This is a genomic window from Kitasatospora sp. NPDC015121 (assembly GCF_055562955.1).
Window position 1 is genome coordinate 111,111 of sequence record NZ_JBVHEH010000013.1, and the last position, 13,801, is coordinate 124,911.

Sequence of the window (13,801 nt, forward strand, 5' to 3'; positions counted from 1 at the left end):
GGTGTGATCGAGTACCGGATCGATCGGCGCAGCGGCGTCTCCACCTACCAGCAGATCGTGCAGCAGACCAAGCAGGCGCTGCGGCTCGGTCTGCTGGAACCCGGGGACAAGCTGCCGACCGCCCGTGAGGTGGTCGAACTGACCGCGATCAACCCCAACACCGTGCTCAAGGCGTACCGCGAGCTGGAGCGCGAGGGGTTGGTCGAACCGCGGCCCGGGCTCGGCACGTTCGTCCGGCGGTCGCTGGCGCGGCCGGAGGCGGCGGCGGACGGCCCGCTGCGCGGCGAGCTGGTCGGCTGGGTGGACCGGGCCCGCGCGGCCGGGCTGGAGCGCGAGGACATCGCCGCCCTGATGGCGTCCGTCCTGGAGCAGCGCGCCGAGTGAGCAAGCGGGTGCCCGCGCCGGAGCGGCGGCACCGAACCGAGCGACACACGTAAGGGGTACCGGGTGGACGACGACCCGACACGCGCGAGTACGGCCCTGGCGGCCGTCGGACTCGGCATGCGCTACCGGGGCGACTGGGCTCTGCGCGGCTGCGACTTCACCGTCCCGGCCGGGCGGATCAGCGGGGTGGTCGGCCCCAACGGCGCCGGCAAGAGCACCCTGCTCGCCCTGGCGGCCGGCCAACTGGAGCCCTCCGAGGGCGAGGTGCGGGTCTTCGGCGAGCCGGCCGGCTCGCCCGGGCCGGGCGCCAGGGTCGCCTACGTGGCGCAGGACAAGCCGCTGTACGCCGGCCTGACCGTCGCCGAGACGCTGCGGATGGGCCGCGAGCTCAACCCGGTCTGGGACCAGGAGGCCGCCCAGCAGGTCGTCGACCAGGGCGAGTTGCGCCCACGGGCGCGGATCGGCTCGCTCTCCGGCGGCCAGCGCACCCGGGTGTCGCTGGCGCTCGCCCTGGGCAAGCGGGCCGATCTGCTGCTGCTGGACGAGCCGATGGCCGACCTCGACCCGCTTGCCCGGCACCAGCTGATGGGCACCCTGATGTCGGCCGTCGCCGAGCACGGCACCACCGTCGTGGTCTCCTCGCACGTGCTGGCCGAGCTCGACGGCGTCATCGACCACCTGCTGCTGGTGCAGCGCGGGGGGATCCGGCTCTCCGGCGACCTGGAGGACGTGCTGGACGGCCACCGGCTGCTCACCGGACCGGCGAGGGCGGACGGGCCGCCGGCCGAGCTGGTGGTCGAGCAGCGGGTCGCCGGACGGCTGGCCACCGCGCTGGTGCGCACCGGCGGGGAGGGCGCGGGCGCCGGCGGGGGCTGGCGGGCCGAGGGCTGGGAGGAGGAGCGGCCCGGGCTGGAGGAGCTGCTGCTCGGCTACCTGCGGGGGCCGGGCACTGCGGCGGGCGCTCCGGCGGACACTGCGGCGGGCGCTTCGGCGCGCTTTTCGGCGCGCGGCGGGGAGAACGACGAGAAGAACGGCGAGAAGGCGGCATGAGCACCGACGTCCTGACCGGGTCGGCGGCGCCCGCCGCCGACCAGCGGGAGCGCCCCGCGAAACCCCGCCTGCGCGGGCTGCTGTGGCTGTCGCTGCGGCAGAACCGGGTGCTGCTGCGGGTGCTGGCCGTGCTGCTGGTGCTGGCCTCGGCCGACCTGGTGTGGATCCACTTCGCCCTGCAGCACATCGTGGGCACGCTGCACCGGACCGGCTGCTACGCACCGGAGACCTGGGGGTCGAACACCTGCTGGGTGCTGCTCTCGCCGGTCAGCCGCCCGCACTTCTGGTTCATGTCCGTGCTGCAGCCGCTGGTCACCGCCCTGCCGCTGCTGGTGGGCGTGTTCGTCGGCGCACCGCTGCTGGCGCAGGAGTACGAGCGCGGCACGATCCGGCTGGTGCGCGCCCAGTCGGTGGGCCCGGCGCGCTGGCTGGCGGCCCGGCTGGTGGTCCCGGCCGCGGCCGTGCTGGTGGTGGCCGGGGTGCTGGCCTGCCTGATGACCTGGGTGTGGTGGACGGACATCGTGCACGGGGTGGCCGCCTTCGACCCGCCGTTCCAGGCCTTCACCTACCCGGCGCTCGGGGTGGCGCCGGTGGCCTGGACGCTGTTCGCCTTCGCGGCGGGCGTGCTGGCGGGCCAGCTGACCCGGCGGGTGCTGCCCGCGATGGCGTTGACGGCCGCCGTGGTGGCGGCCGGACACGGCCTGGTGCGCTGGGTCCGGCCGTACTTCCACTCGGCGGTCGAGGTGCTGGTGTCGGCCGACACCGCGCAGCCGCCGAACGCCTGGCTGCTCGACCGGACGGCGGTGCTGGCCGACGGCACCCGGGCGCGGGCCTCGTACTGCCTGGGCGGGCCGGAGTGCGCGCAGGCGCCGGAGACCTGGCTGCGCTACCACCCGGCCCGGCACCTGGTCCCGATCCAGCTGGTCGAGGCGGGGGTGCTGGCGGTGCTCGCCGCCGTGGTCCTGGTGGTGGTGTTCCGGCGGGTCGGCCGACCGCGCTGAGGCGCCGGCCGGGGACGGGGACCGGAGTCCGGCGGTGACGACGGTTCGGTGAGGACGTTTCGGTGAGGACGGTTCGGTGACGACCTGACGATTCGACCACCCACGAATTCGTCAGATGGTATGCATACGCGGTGATCATGCGTACCACCCGGCCGTTCCGCCGGGCGCTTCCCGCCGCCGTCCTGGCCGTCCTGCTCGCCTCCTGCAGCAGCTCCCCCGGCCCCGCACCCGCCCCGCCCTCCGCTCCGCAGGGCGCGTCCGCCCCGGCCTCGCCCAGCCCCACCGCGAAGCCCACCGGTGCGGACGACCCCGCGCTGCGGGCGTTCTACACCCAGCAGATCGCCTGGGCGCCCTGCCCGGACGACCCGAAGACCGGGAAGCTCGACGAGTCCGCGCTGCAGTGCGGCCGCCTGCGGGTGCCGCTCGACTACACGGACCCCGCCGGGGAGGGCATCGAGGTCGCGCTGGCCCGCAGGCCCGCGGCCGCCGCCGACCGGCGGCTCGGCTCGCTGGTGCTCAATCCCGGCGGCCCCGGCGGCTCCGGCATCCAGCAGGTGCAGTACGGCGCCGACTCGTTCAAGGACCTGAACGCCCGTTACGACCTGGTCGGCTTCGACCCGCGCGGGGTCGGCGCCAGCACCGCCGTGCACTGCCTGGACGACGCCGCGCACGACGCCTGGGCGCTCACCGACGGCCGGGCCGACGACCGGGGCAAGGCCTACGCGGACGCCTGCGCCGCCAACTCCGGCAAGCTGCTGCCCCACCTGGGCACCCGGGACGCCGCCCGCGACCTCGACGTGCTGCGCGGGGCGCTGGGCGACCCGAAGCTGAACTACTTCGGCTTCTCGTACGGCACCTACCTGGCCTCCAGCTACGCCGAGCAGTTCCCGGACCGCACCGGACGGCTGGTGCTGGACGGTGCCGTCGACCCCACCGCCGACCAACTCGACCAGCTGATGCAGCAGTTCACCGGCTTCGAGAAGTCGCTGACGGCCTTCGCCGCCGACTGCGCCGGGCGGGAGCAGTGCCCGCTGGGCAAGGACCCCGCCAAGGCCCCGCAGAAGCTCGCGGGGTTCCTCGACGGGCTACGCGAGCACCCGCTCGCCGCCGGCAAGGGCCGCGAGCTGACCTCGACGGCGGGTTGGACCGGCACGCTGAACATGCTCTACGGCAGCGAGAAGTCCTGGGAGTACCTGCGCAACGCGCTCAGTTGGGCGATGCTCCGCGACAAGGGCGACTACCTGCTGGCCATGGCGGACGACTACAACGGGCGCGGCGAGGACGGCCACTACACCAACATGTTCGACGCCTACACCGCCATCCACTGCGCCGACCCGGGCGCGGACGCCCCGAGCGCCGACCGCCTGCGGGCGGTCCTCGCCGCCGCGCACCAGCAGGCGCCGCTGGTCACCGCGCACTTCTCCGAGAAGGACATGTTCGACCCGGACTGCCGCTCCTGGCCCTACCACTCGACCGAGCAGCCGCACGTGGTCGAGGCCGCGGGCAGCGCGCCGATCCTGGTGGTCGGCTCCACCGGCGACCCGGCGACCCCGTACGCCTGGGCGGAGAAGCTGGCCTCCGGGTTCGCCCACGCCACCCTGCTGACCCGGGAGGGCGACGGGCACACCGGCTACGGCAAGAGCGCCTGCATCCGCGCCGCCGTGAACGGCTTCCTGCTCGACGGCACCATGCCGGCCGCCGGGACGCGCTGCCCCACCCCGTGATCCGCGACCGCGGCCGCGACCGCAGCCGAGGTCGCTGACCGCTGACCGCGCACCCGCCGACCGGACGGGCCCCCGGAACCGGGCGGTTTCTAGGGGTTGTTGCAACACGTGGTCGGTTTGATCAGGCCGTGATGAGTTTATGCAGGCGCTCGGCTGGGGTTTCCCAGCCGAGCGTTTTGCGTGGGCGGCCGTTGAGTTCGCCGGCGATGTCGGCCAGGTGCTCTGGACTGTGTGCCGACAGGTCGGTGCCTTTGGGGAAGTACTGCCGGAGCAGGCCGTTGGTGTTCTCGTTCGAGCCGCGCTGCCATGGGCTGGCCGGGTCGCAGAAGTAGACCGGAATGTCGGTGGCGATGGTGAACGAGCCGTGGGCGGCCATCTCAGCACCTTGATCCCAGGTCAGCGACCGCTTCAAGTGACCGGGCAGGGTGCGGACGGTTTCCACGAGGACGTCCCGCACGTGCTCGGCGGTGCGGCCGGCCGGCAGGTGCAGCAGCATCACATAGCGGGTGGCGCGTTCGACGAGGGTGCCGATGGCGGAGGCGCCGTCCTTGCCGATGATGAGATCGCCTTCCCAGTGGCCGGGCACCGCGCGGTCCTCGGCCTCGGCGGGACGTTCGCTGATCATGACCATCGGGGTGGAGAAACGCGGCTGGCGCTGCTGGGGCTGGCGGCGGGGTTTTCGGCGTGCGCGCCCGGTGCGCAGGGCAGCGGCGAGCTCGCGGCGCAGTTCACCACGGCCTTGGACGTAGAGGGCCTGGTAGACCGTCTCGTGGACCACGTGCATCTCCGGCCGATCGGGAAAGGTGTCCCGCAGAGCCTGGCAGATCTGCTCGGGGCTCCACCTTTTGCGCAGGCGGTCCTGGATGAAGCCCCGCAGTTCGGCGTTCTGGGCGATCTTTCCTGTCTTCGGCCTGCTCCGGCGGGCTTGCGCACGGGCCTGGGCCGCATGAGGACGGTAGGCGCCGCTCTCCGGGTGCCGATTGCGGTGGATCTCCCGGCTGATCGTGGAGGGGCTGCGGCCCAGCTCGGCCGCGATGGCGCGGATCGTCGCCCGCTCGCGCAACCGGTCGGCTATGTGGATCCGGTCGGCCTCGCGCAGATACCGGGACGGGCCGCAAGGCGGTGCCTCCATACGGATCGGAGGCACCGCCTTGCGGCCGCCGGACGCATGACGGCCGTTGCGCCATCGTTTGCCGGTCCGGGCGTTGATCCCGACCATCCGGCACGCTTCCAGACTGCTCACACCCTGATCCATGAGCCGGAAGTATTCCTCCCGCTCACGGACCAGCTTTCCGTGTCGCCGCCCCGCCCGGTCCTTACGGATCTCGAAGTCCATCACACCCCTTGAACTGGAGTGTTGCAACGACTCCTAGAACCCAAGCCGTTCCCGGGGGCCCGTCCGGCGTTGTCGGGGCCGGCGGTTACTGTTCCTCCGCAGGTCATCGGGGATCTGCGGGTGGCCGGGGCCGCCCGGCCGGGGCGAGGAGAGGGGTGGGCGGTGCGTCGCTGGGAGTTCACCGAGGGCGGCTCGGACAAGTTCTGGGAGGCCGGGGCCGAGGGCGCCTCGGTGACCGTGCGCCACGGGCGGTGCGGGTCGGCGGGGCGCGCGCAGGTGCGGGAGTTCGCCTCCGAGCGGGCCGCGGCCGCGCACCTGGCGAAGGCGGTGGCGGAGAAGGAGCGCAAGGGCTACCGCGAGGTCGGCGGCGCGGTCCCGGCACCCCCGGCGGCAGCGCCCGCGGACCCCGCCGACGAGGACGCGTTCGTCCTGCCGGACGGCTGGCGGCGGCTGCTGCTCCCGCGCCGGGGCGGGGCGCCCCGGCCGCCGGCGGCACCCGTCAGGGACGCGCGGGAGCGGCTGCTGGCGGGGATCGCGGAGCGACGGGAGTGGATCGAGGAGGCGCTGGCGGACCCGCGCAGCGACGGGGGCGCGGTGGCCGCGGCCCGGGCGTACCTGGCGGGTGCGGCGGATCCGCTGGGGGCGGCCGCCGTCGCCGTGCTGGCCCGGCTGGACGGCGAGCGGGCCACCGCGGACGCCTGGGTGGCCGGGCACGGCCTGGTGTTCGCCGCCCTGGCGACCGTGGAGCTGCTGGAGGTCGAGGTGGTCTGGCGGTCGTCGGCGGCGACGCGCCGTCAGGCGCCGGTGCTGTCCGCCGGTTCCGCGCACCTGCCCCCGGACCGGCTGGCCGTGGCCGGGCGGGTGCGGGCGCTGCTGGCGGCCTGCCCGGAGCCGCTGTACCGGGAGGCGGTCGGGGCGCTCGCCGGGGTCCGGACCGGCCTGTCGCGCGAGGTGGCCGCGGCCTACCTGGTGCCCACCGAGCGGGAGTGGGTGGACGCCTGCTGCCGGCCGGGGTCGGGGCACCGCGGGACGCGGCGGGCGATGCTGCTGTGCGCGCTGTCGACGCCGGAGCAGGTGGCGGCGCTCGCGGAGCCGGCCCGGCTGGAGTGGTCGGCCGCGCTGGTCGCCACGGTCGCCGACGGCCTGGGGCCGGCGGCCGCGCCGCTGCTGCTGCGGGGCGTCGAGGAGGCGTACGACGGCGTCGAGCGGCGGCTGCTGTGCGACGCGCTGGCGCTGCTGCCCTCGGACGAGGCCTTCCGCGGGCTGCTCGCCCACCAGGCGGACAAGGCGGCCCGGCAGGCGCTCCTGGCGGCGATGGGGCACTGGCCGCGGCGGGCGCTGCGGCTGCTGACCGAGGCGGTGGCGCGGGCCCGGACGGCGGCGCCGGCCCGGGCCGGGCGGTCGCGGCCGGAGGACGCGCTGGTGGCGCTGCTGGCCGGGCACGCGGCGGCGCACCGGGCGGCGGCGCTGGAGCTGCTGCCGGGCCTGCCGGCCGATCGGGCGGCGGTGCTGGCGCCGCTGACCGAGCTCGGCGACCGGCTGCCGGACGCACCGGCGGCGGACCTGCCGGCAGTGCTGGTCGACCCGCCGTGGGCGCGGGAGCGGGTGGTGGCGAAGCCGCGGGTGGTGAAGGGGCTGGTGGCGCCCGCCGGGTGCGAGGTGCGCTGGCTGCCGGGCGAGGAGCGGGAGTGGGCGGCGGCGCCGGCGGGGGCGTACCGGGTGTGGGAGTACCAGGGCGACTGGGCGGTGGCGGCGGAGTCGTTCCGGCAGCACCGGCTGCACACGTACCAGGAGTTCACCCTGCTGCTGCGGGCGCCGCGGGAGGTGGCGCGGCCGCTGTTGGCGGACTGGTCGGGCGTGGAGTACCTCGGGGAGGAGGAGGCCGCGCTGCGGCTGCTGGTGGTCCGGCACGGGGCGGACGCGCTGGAGCCGCTGCTGCGGGCGGCGCGGACGGATCCGGCGGGGCTGGGCGGGGTGCTGCTGCCGCTGCTGGGCGTCGAGGTGGCGCGGTGCATGGCGGACTGGCTGGTGCGGCTGAAGTCGGCGGGTGCGACGGCCCGTTCGTGGTTCGCCCGGCACGGGGTGGCGGCGGCGCGGCTGCTGGTGCCGGACGCGGTGGGCCGGGCCGGGGTGGCCCGGCGGGGCGCGGAGCAGGCGCTGCGGCTGGTCGCGGCGGCGCACGGGGCGGCGGCGGTGCGGGAGGCGGCGGCCGGGTACGGGGCCCCGGCGGCGGAGGTGGTCGACGCGCTGCTGTCGGCGGATCCGCTGGTCAACGCGCTGCCGGCGAAGCTGCCGGTGCTGGAGGCCTGGGCGGATCCGGCGGGGCTGCCGCAGCTGCCGCTGGTGGGCGGCGGGGCGGCGCTGCCCGTTGCCGCGGCGGGGCACCTGGTGATGGTGCTGGCGCTGTCGCGTCCGGGTGAGCCGTACCCGGGGCTCGCCGAGGTGGTGTCGAGGTGCGATCCGGCGGGGCTGGCGGAGTTCGCCTGGGCGCTGTTCGAGCGGTGGCGGCTGGCGGGCCTGCCGGTGTCGGGGGCGTGGGCGCTGCACGCGCTGGGCCCGCTCGGCGACGACGCGACGGTGCGCCGGCTGTCGCCGGTGGTGCGGGCCTGGCCGGGCGAGGGGGCGCACCACCGGGCGGTGGACGGGCTGGAGGTGCTGGCGGCGATCGGCACCGAGACGGCGCTGCTGCACCTGCACCTGATCGCCCAGCGCGTCCCGTTCAAGGCGTTGAAGGCGCGGGCCGGGGAGCGGATCGCCGAGGTGGCGGCGGGTCTCGGGCTGACGGGCGAGCAGTTGGCCGACCGGTTGGTGCCGGACTTCGGGGTGGACGCGGCGGGCACGGTGGTCGTCGACTACGGTCCGCGGGCGTTCACGGTCGGTTTCGACGAGCAGCTGCGGCCGTTCGTGCTGGACGGGTCGGGGCGGCGGCGCAAGGACCTGCCGGTGCCGGGGGCGGCGGACGATCCGGAGCTGGCGGCGGTGGGGCGGGCGCGGTACGCGGAGCTGCGGAAGGAGGTGCGGGCGACGGCGGCGGACCAGGTCCGGCGGCTGGAGGCGGCGATGGTGGCGCGGCGGTCGTGGTCGGCGGCGGAGTTCACCGGGCTGCTGGTCGCGCACCCGCTGCTGCGGCACCTGGTGCGGCGGCTGGTGTGGCTGGCCGAGGCGGCGGGCGCGGTGACGGCGTTCCGGGTCGCCGAGGACTCGACGTTCGCGGACGTCGCGGACGGGGCGTACGCGCTGCCGGCGGACGCGGTGGTCCGGGTCGCGCACCCGGTGCTGCTGGCGGCCGGGGAGCTGGCGGCGTGGGCGGAGCTGTTCGCGGACTACGAGGTGCTGCAGCCGTTCCGTCAACTCGGTCGGCCGGTGCACGCGTTGACGGAGGAGGAGCGGGCGGGGCACCGGCTGGCCCGGTTCGAGGGCGGTCCGGCGGTGCCGACCGGGCGGTTCCGGGCGCTGGGGCGGCGCGGTTGGGAGATCGGCGACCCGAGCGACAACGGCGTCTCGCGCTGGGTCTCCCGGCCGGTCGGCGACGCGGGTCACCTGGTGGTGGTCCCGGAGCACGGGATCCCGGTCGTGGGGCAGGACGCCTACCCCGAGCAGTCGGTGCGGGGCGTGTGGCTGAGCGCGCGGCCGGACGACTACCGGCGGGACGGGGAGGCGGGGCCGACGCTGGCGGCGCTGGATCCGGTGCTGGCCTCCGAACTGCTGGCCGACCTGGTGGAGTTGACCGCGCCGTGAGCCGTGCCGTGAGCCGTGCCGTGCATCGCGCCGTGGGCGCCCGGGTCCTGCTCCCCCGCCGCGTCCGGGGTCAGGCCAGGCGGGTGAGCAGGATCCGGCCGCCCAGGTAGGCCCCGCCGTCGATGGCGAGGACCCGGCCGCCCGCGTAGCGCAGCGCCTCCCGGACGCGTTCCGGGGGGATGCCGAAGTACGCGCTGAGCGTGCTGTGGCCGTGGACCAGGACGGTGCCGCCGAGGGTGTCCAGGACGCGGGCGACGGGGTCGTGCGGGGCGCCGGCCCGGGCGCCCCGGAAGGAGCCGCGCGAGCTCATCAGGCGGCTGAACTCCAGCCAGGCCTCCGGGCGTTCGTCGGCTAGGGCGGCGCGGGCGGCGGCGTTGACGGCGGTGACGCTGCTGCCGAGTTCGAGGTACCGGGTGGTGTCGGAGTGGACCAGCAGGTGGTCGTCGACCAGGGCGGCGGCGGGGAGGGCGGCGAGCCACTCCAGGTGGGAGGGGGTCAGCCGGCGCAGGTCGTCCTCCCGGCCGCCGAAGCGGAGCCAGCCGCCGTGGAACCCGTCGGGCTGGTCCCAGCCGGGGACGGGGTCGGTGCCGAAGCGGTGGGCGGCGAGCAGTTGCACCTCGTGGTTGCCGAGCAGCGCGCCGACCTCCCCGCCGGCGTCCCGGGCCTGGGCGGCGAGGCGGCGGACGTCCTCGACGACGCCGATGCCGTCCGGTCCGCGGTCGACGTGGTCGCCGAGCAGCCAGAGCCGGGCCCGGCCGCCGCTCCAGTGGCCGTCCTCGTCGACGAGTCCGGCCGCGCGCAGGACGGCGCGGAACTCGGCGCGGTGGCCGTGGATGTCGGCGGCGACGTACAGCGGGGTGCGGTGTGGGGGCACGGCCGGACGCTATCAGGGCGGCGGCGCCGGGGTGGATGCGTCGGTCCACGAATCGTTGCCGCAATCGGGGAGACTCCGGGGGTCGAACTCCGGTACGGTACGTCAGCCGAACGGCTCTTTATGCCTACCTTATGTCCAGTTATGGGATCCCTGTGAACATTGACTTCAGCCTCGACCCGGCCTTCTCCTGGTACGTCGTCATGCTGATGATCAGCGGTCTGATCACGATCTGCACCGCACTCGTCCCGGCCTCCGGCCTGAGCGCCGGCTGGCGGGTCTTCAGCACGATCGCCGGTGTCGCGATCTTCGGCTACGGCGTCTACCTCGCCTTCTTCTTCGAGGGCGGCCAGTACATCATCGCCCTGAAGGCGTTCATCGTGCCGATCCTGCTGGTCGCCAAGTTCGTCCACTCCATGGTCAACCGCGCCAAGGGCACCCCGGTGCCGCCGCAGTACCCGGCCGCCCCGGGCGCCTACCCCGGCCAGGCCCCGTACGCGGGTCAGGCCCCGTACCAGGGCCAGGCTCCGTACCCCGGCCAGGCCCCGTACCAGGAGCAGGCGCCGCAGCAGCCGGGCCAGGTCCCGGCCCAGGCTCCGGCGCCGGCCCCGGGCCAGGCCCCGGTCCCGCCGCCGGCCGGCGGCCAGGGCGTCTGACCGGCCGGTCACCCCTGCGCGAGGCTGTTCACCGGAGCGCCGTCCCCCGTCACGGGGGGCGGCGCTTTCGCCGTCCGCCCCGGCGGGGCGGGCCGACTCCGGTGCGCGCCGGGCCTGTTGACGGACTTTACGTGTTCATGGATAGTCACACGCGCGGGAGCGCCCCGCGGGCGGGAAGGGGTGGCGGAATGGGAGTCCACGGGGTGGCGGCGGCCGGTGCGCGGGAGGCGCGGTTCGATCCGCTGCTGGCCGACCGGGTGGTCGAGGCGCTGCTGCTGGTCGGACTGCCCGTCGCGCACGGCGGCCACGGGCCCGGCGTCCACCTGTTCGCCACCGGCTCGGCCGAGGACACCGGCAACGCCCACGACCTCGACCCGGAGCGCTGGCCGCTGACCCTGCGCTGGCTCTGCTCGGCCCGCCTGGAGGACGCCGCGGCGGCCGGCGGCGCCGACAGCCCGTGGCCCCGGACCCGGCGGCTGGTCGCGGACAGCATGGAGACCGCGCTCGCCGAACTCCTGCCCGCCCTCGGCCTCTCCGCCACCCGCGACACCGCGGACGGGCCGACCCGGGTCGGCCCGTCCGACTCCCCCGCCGTGGACCTCCCCGCCCCCGGCGCGACCGGGCCCGCCCCGGACCCGGTCGCCGAACTCCCGGCCGGGGCCGTCGCCGCCGTGCGCCGCGCCGCCGCGCTGGCCGGCCTCCCGCTCGCCGCGCACCCGCGCGCGGCCGGCGTCCTGCTCACCGCCTGCCTGCCCGCCCCGGACGCCGCGCCCGTCGCCGACGTCGCCTGGCGCCCCTCCCCCCGACTGCCGGACGGCCCGCCGGTGGCGACCGCCGTCCGGGAGGCGATGCACCACGCGGTGGGCTCCGTCCTGGTCGGCTGCGGACTGCGCACCTCCTGGCACCGCCCCCCGGACAGCGCCCCGCACCTGCACGCCGCCGACCACTGACCGCCCGCCCGGCCGGCCGGGCCGCTTCTCACCGGGCGCTCAGCCGCGGCTCATCGCCGCCCAAGACGGGGCGCCGAGCATCGTCCGCATGACAGCGGCATCCCCACCACCGGCATCACGAGCGTCGACCCGCGGGCGGCGGCGGGCCGGGCGGATCAGGCGTGCGGTGGTCGTGGCGGTGCTGCTCTCCGCGCTGGGGTCGTGGCTGGTGCTCTCCCGGCCGACGGGCGACGCCCGGGCGCGGGCGGCGGCCTCCGTGGCGGCGACGGCTCCGGCGTCCGCACCGGCGTCCGCACCGACGACTACCGACGCCAGGGCCGCGGACATCGCGGACGCCGCGCTCGCCGCCGCGCTCGACGGCCTGGACGGGCACTTCGCCGTCACGGTCGCCGACCCCGCCTCCGGGGCGTCCGCGGCCTGGGGCGAGGACGCCTTCGTCACCGCCTCGATCGTCAAGGTCGACATCCTGGCGGCGCTGCTGCTGCGCAACGACGGCGTGCTGACGGGCGCGCAGAAGGCCTCGGCGGTGCTGATGATCGAGCGGAGCGACAACGCGGCCGCCGGCACGCTGTTCGACGCGGCGGGCGGTGCGGCGGGGCTGGACGCGGCGAACGCGGCCTTCGGGCTGACCGGGACGGTCGCGGGGACGGACGGCTACTGGGGGCTGACGACGACCACGGCGGCCGACCAGGCCCGGCTGCTGCGGGTGGTGTTCACCGAGGACTCGCCGCTGGGCGCCGCCTCCCGCGCCTACCTGGCGGAACTGATGGGCCGGGTCGCCGACGACCAGGACTGGGGCGTCTCGGCGGCCGACCAGGGCGGCGCGGTGGAGCTGAAGAACGGCTGGCTGCCCCGGGACGCCACCGGGCTGTGGGTGGTCAACAGCATCGGCCGGATCGGGTACGGCGGCCGGAGCCTGCTGGTGTCGGTGCTGAGCGACGGCTCGGCGACCGAGGAGACCGGCATCGCGCTGGTGGAGTCGGTGGCGTCGGCGGCGGTCCGGGCATTCGCCGACGCCTCGCACTGACACCTCGCGCTGACGCCTCGCACTGGCGCCTCGGCCGGGAGCGGCTCAGCGCGCCGCGCGGGCGACCACCCGCAGGTAGCGTTCGATCGCCAGATGCTGGAGGCCGAGCGCGACGGGACGGCCGAGCCGGGCGTACCAGCTGTCCAGCCGGGAGAAGGCGGTGACCTCGAACCACACCTCGCCGTCGGCGTCCGCGCTCACCACGAACGACTCCTCGCCGCACTCGGGGTGGCCGGGGAGGGTGCCGTAGGCGAAGCCGATCCGGTCGGGCTCCTCGACGGTCCAGACCACCCGGCAGGGGAGGACCAGCCGGGGCAGCCGCAGGCCGGGCAGCGAGATCCGGAGCAGCACGGTGGCACCGGGGACGGCCTTCTCCGGCGACGGGTGGAGCGCGAAGCCGGAGCCCAGCTGGACGCCCCAGTGGAGGACGTACGAGCCCGCGCGCTCCAGGACGGCGGGGCCCCGGCCGAGGTGGACGCGGCGGCGCAGCCGGGAGTAGCCGGCCGGCAGGGCGGCGTCCCGGGTGGCGCCGACCTCGGGGTAGCCGGGGGCGGCGGCGCGGGCGGCCCGGAGGCGTTGGTGCAGGTCCTTCGACGGCATCCGCCCGTTGTACGCCGGGCGGGGGCCCGCGGCCAAGTCCCGGCCCGGGCCGGGGGGCGTTCCGCCTGGTCGGGCGGGGTGGCCGTGGCGCACCTCACCCGCGCGGCACCGCCCCCGGCCGGGCGGTCGGGTCAGCCCTGGACGGAGGCCCAGAACTCCTCGAAGGAGAGCTTGCCGTCGCCGTTGGCGTCCTTGGCGTTGATGATCGCCTGGGCGACGGTCTCGGTGACGTAGTAGTCGCCGAGCTGCGCCATGACCGTCTTGTACTCGCGCGCGGTGACCCGCCCGTCGCCGTCGACGTCCAGGCGCGCGAACGCCGTCCGTGCCGCTTCGATGTCCGCCATCGGACCCACCCCATCTTCTTGCTGTTCCACCGGTGCTGAACGCCCGGTGCTCGACCCCGTGTTCGGGCGCGCGGGCCACAATAGCCGCCCGGCGCGGGCCTCCGACAGGGCGGTCCCGTC

At 76.0% G+C, this 13,801-nt stretch carries 12 protein-coding genes; 8 read left to right on the top strand and 4 right to left on the bottom strand.

Annotation, left to right across the window (positions count from 1 at the left end):
• The first annotated feature begins 3 nt into the window (after positions 1-3).
• The 4 genes from ACZ3J7_RS20640 to ACZ3J7_RS20655 all read left to right on the top strand — a co-directional run bounded on the left by ACZ3J7_RS20640 (position 4) and on the right by ACZ3J7_RS20655 (position 4,159).
• On the top strand, positions 4-384 hold the full coding sequence (locus ACZ3J7_RS20640; RefSeq protein ID WP_465623022.1) for a GntR family transcriptional regulator: 381 nt from the start codon (positions 4-6) through the stop codon (positions 382-384).
• Between the two features lie 63 nt (positions 385-447).
• Positions 448-1,434 carry an ABC transporter ATP-binding protein gene (locus tag ACZ3J7_RS20645; RefSeq protein ID WP_465623024.1) on the top strand — a complete coding sequence of 329 codons (987 nt, stop codon included), beginning with the start codon at positions 448-450 and terminating at the stop codon, positions 1,432-1,434.
• Positions 1,431-2,435 (top strand): hypothetical protein, encoded by a 1,005-nt coding sequence (locus tag ACZ3J7_RS20650; protein ID WP_465623026.1) that lies wholly within the window; start codon positions 1,431-1,433, stop codon positions 2,433-2,435. The genes ACZ3J7_RS20645 and ACZ3J7_RS20650 overlap by 4 nt, the downstream gene beginning before the upstream one ends.
• A gap of 137 nt (positions 2,436-2,572) precedes the next feature.
• Complete coding sequence (locus ACZ3J7_RS20655; RefSeq protein WP_465623028.1) at positions 2,573-4,159, top strand: alpha/beta hydrolase; 1,587 nt, start codon at positions 2,573-2,575, stop codon at positions 4,157-4,159.
• A 121-nt stretch (positions 4,160-4,280) separates the two neighbouring features.
• Here the strand turns inward: ACZ3J7_RS20655 and ACZ3J7_RS20660 are convergent, their stop codons facing one another.
• Complete coding sequence (locus ACZ3J7_RS20660; protein WP_465623031.1) at positions 4,281-5,495, bottom strand: IS30 family transposase; 1,215 nt, start codon at positions 5,493-5,495, stop codon at positions 4,281-4,283.
• A 162-nt stretch (positions 5,496-5,657) separates the two neighbouring features.
• Here ACZ3J7_RS20660 and ACZ3J7_RS20665 point away from each other — a divergent pair, with 162 nt between their 5' ends.
• Positions 5,658-9,233, top strand: a complete 3,576-nt coding sequence (locus ACZ3J7_RS20665) for a DUF4132 domain-containing protein (protein ID WP_465623035.1) — start codon at positions 5,658-5,660, stop codon at positions 9,231-9,233.
• Between the two features lie 70 nt (positions 9,234-9,303).
• On the opposite strand, the gene ACZ3J7_RS20670 is transcribed toward ACZ3J7_RS20665, so the two are convergent.
• On the bottom strand, positions 9,304-10,107 hold the full coding sequence (locus tag ACZ3J7_RS20670; protein WP_465623037.1) for a metallophosphoesterase: 804 nt from the start codon (positions 10,105-10,107) through the stop codon (positions 9,304-9,306).
• Positions 10,108-10,259: 152 nt separating this feature from the next.
• Between ACZ3J7_RS20670 and ACZ3J7_RS20675 the strand changes: the two genes are divergently transcribed.
• The 3 genes from ACZ3J7_RS20675 to ACZ3J7_RS20685 all read left to right on the top strand — a co-directional run bounded on the left by ACZ3J7_RS20675 (position 10,260) and on the right by ACZ3J7_RS20685 (position 12,737).
• Positions 10,260-10,760: a hypothetical protein gene (locus tag ACZ3J7_RS20675; protein WP_465623039.1), complete on the top strand. Its 501-nt coding sequence runs from the start codon at positions 10,260-10,262 to the stop codon at positions 10,758-10,760.
• A 188-nt stretch (positions 10,761-10,948) separates the two neighbouring features.
• On the top strand, positions 10,949-11,710 hold the full coding sequence (locus ACZ3J7_RS20680) for a hypothetical protein (RefSeq protein ID WP_465623042.1): 762 nt from the start codon (positions 10,949-10,951) through the stop codon (positions 11,708-11,710).
• Positions 11,711-11,798: 88 nt separating this feature from the next.
• Positions 11,799-12,737, top strand: coding sequence for a serine hydrolase (locus ACZ3J7_RS20685; RefSeq protein ID WP_465623044.1), 939 nt, complete (start codon positions 11,799-11,801; stop codon positions 12,735-12,737).
• Between the two features lie 45 nt (positions 12,738-12,782).
• On the opposite strand, the gene ACZ3J7_RS20690 is transcribed toward ACZ3J7_RS20685, so the two are convergent.
• The gene (locus ACZ3J7_RS20690; RefSeq protein WP_465623048.1) at positions 12,783-13,337 is read right to left on the bottom strand and encodes a DUF1990 family protein; all 555 of its coding nucleotides are present in this window, start codon (positions 13,335-13,337) and stop codon (positions 12,783-12,785) included.
• A gap of 131 nt (positions 13,338-13,468) precedes the next feature.
• The gene (locus ACZ3J7_RS20695; protein WP_465623050.1) at positions 13,469-13,681 is read right to left on the bottom strand and encodes an EF-hand domain-containing protein; all 213 of its coding nucleotides are present in this window, start codon (positions 13,679-13,681) and stop codon (positions 13,469-13,471) included.
• Positions 13,682-13,801 lie beyond the last annotated feature (120 nt).

What these genes read in the sequence shown, in the direction of transcription:
- ACZ3J7_RS20650 (WP_465623026.1), top strand. Translation starts at nt 1,431, where the DNA reads ATGAGCACCGACGTCCTGACCGGGTCGGCGGCGCCCGCCGCCGACCAG.
- ACZ3J7_RS20655 (WP_465623028.1), top strand. Translation starts at nt 2,573, where the DNA reads ATGCGTACCACCCGGCCGTTCCGCCGGGCGCTTCCCGCCGCCGTCCTG.
- ACZ3J7_RS20660 (WP_465623031.1), bottom strand. Translation starts at nt 5,495, where the DNA reads ATGGACTTCGAGATCCGTAAGGACCGGGCGGGGCGGCGACACGGAAAG.
- ACZ3J7_RS20680 (WP_465623042.1), top strand. Translation starts at nt 10,949, where the DNA reads ATGGGAGTCCACGGGGTGGCGGCGGCCGGTGCGCGGGAGGCGCGGTTC.
- ACZ3J7_RS20685 (WP_465623044.1), top strand. Translation starts at nt 11,799, where the DNA reads ATGACAGCGGCATCCCCACCACCGGCATCACGAGCGTCGACCCGCGGG.
- ACZ3J7_RS20690 (WP_465623048.1), bottom strand. Translation starts at nt 13,337, where the DNA reads ATGCCGTCGAAGGACCTGCACCAACGCCTCCGGGCCGCCCGCGCCGCC.
- ACZ3J7_RS20695 (WP_465623050.1), bottom strand. Translation starts at nt 13,681, where the DNA reads ATGGCGGACATCGAAGCGGCACGGACGGCGTTCGCGCGCCTGGACGTC.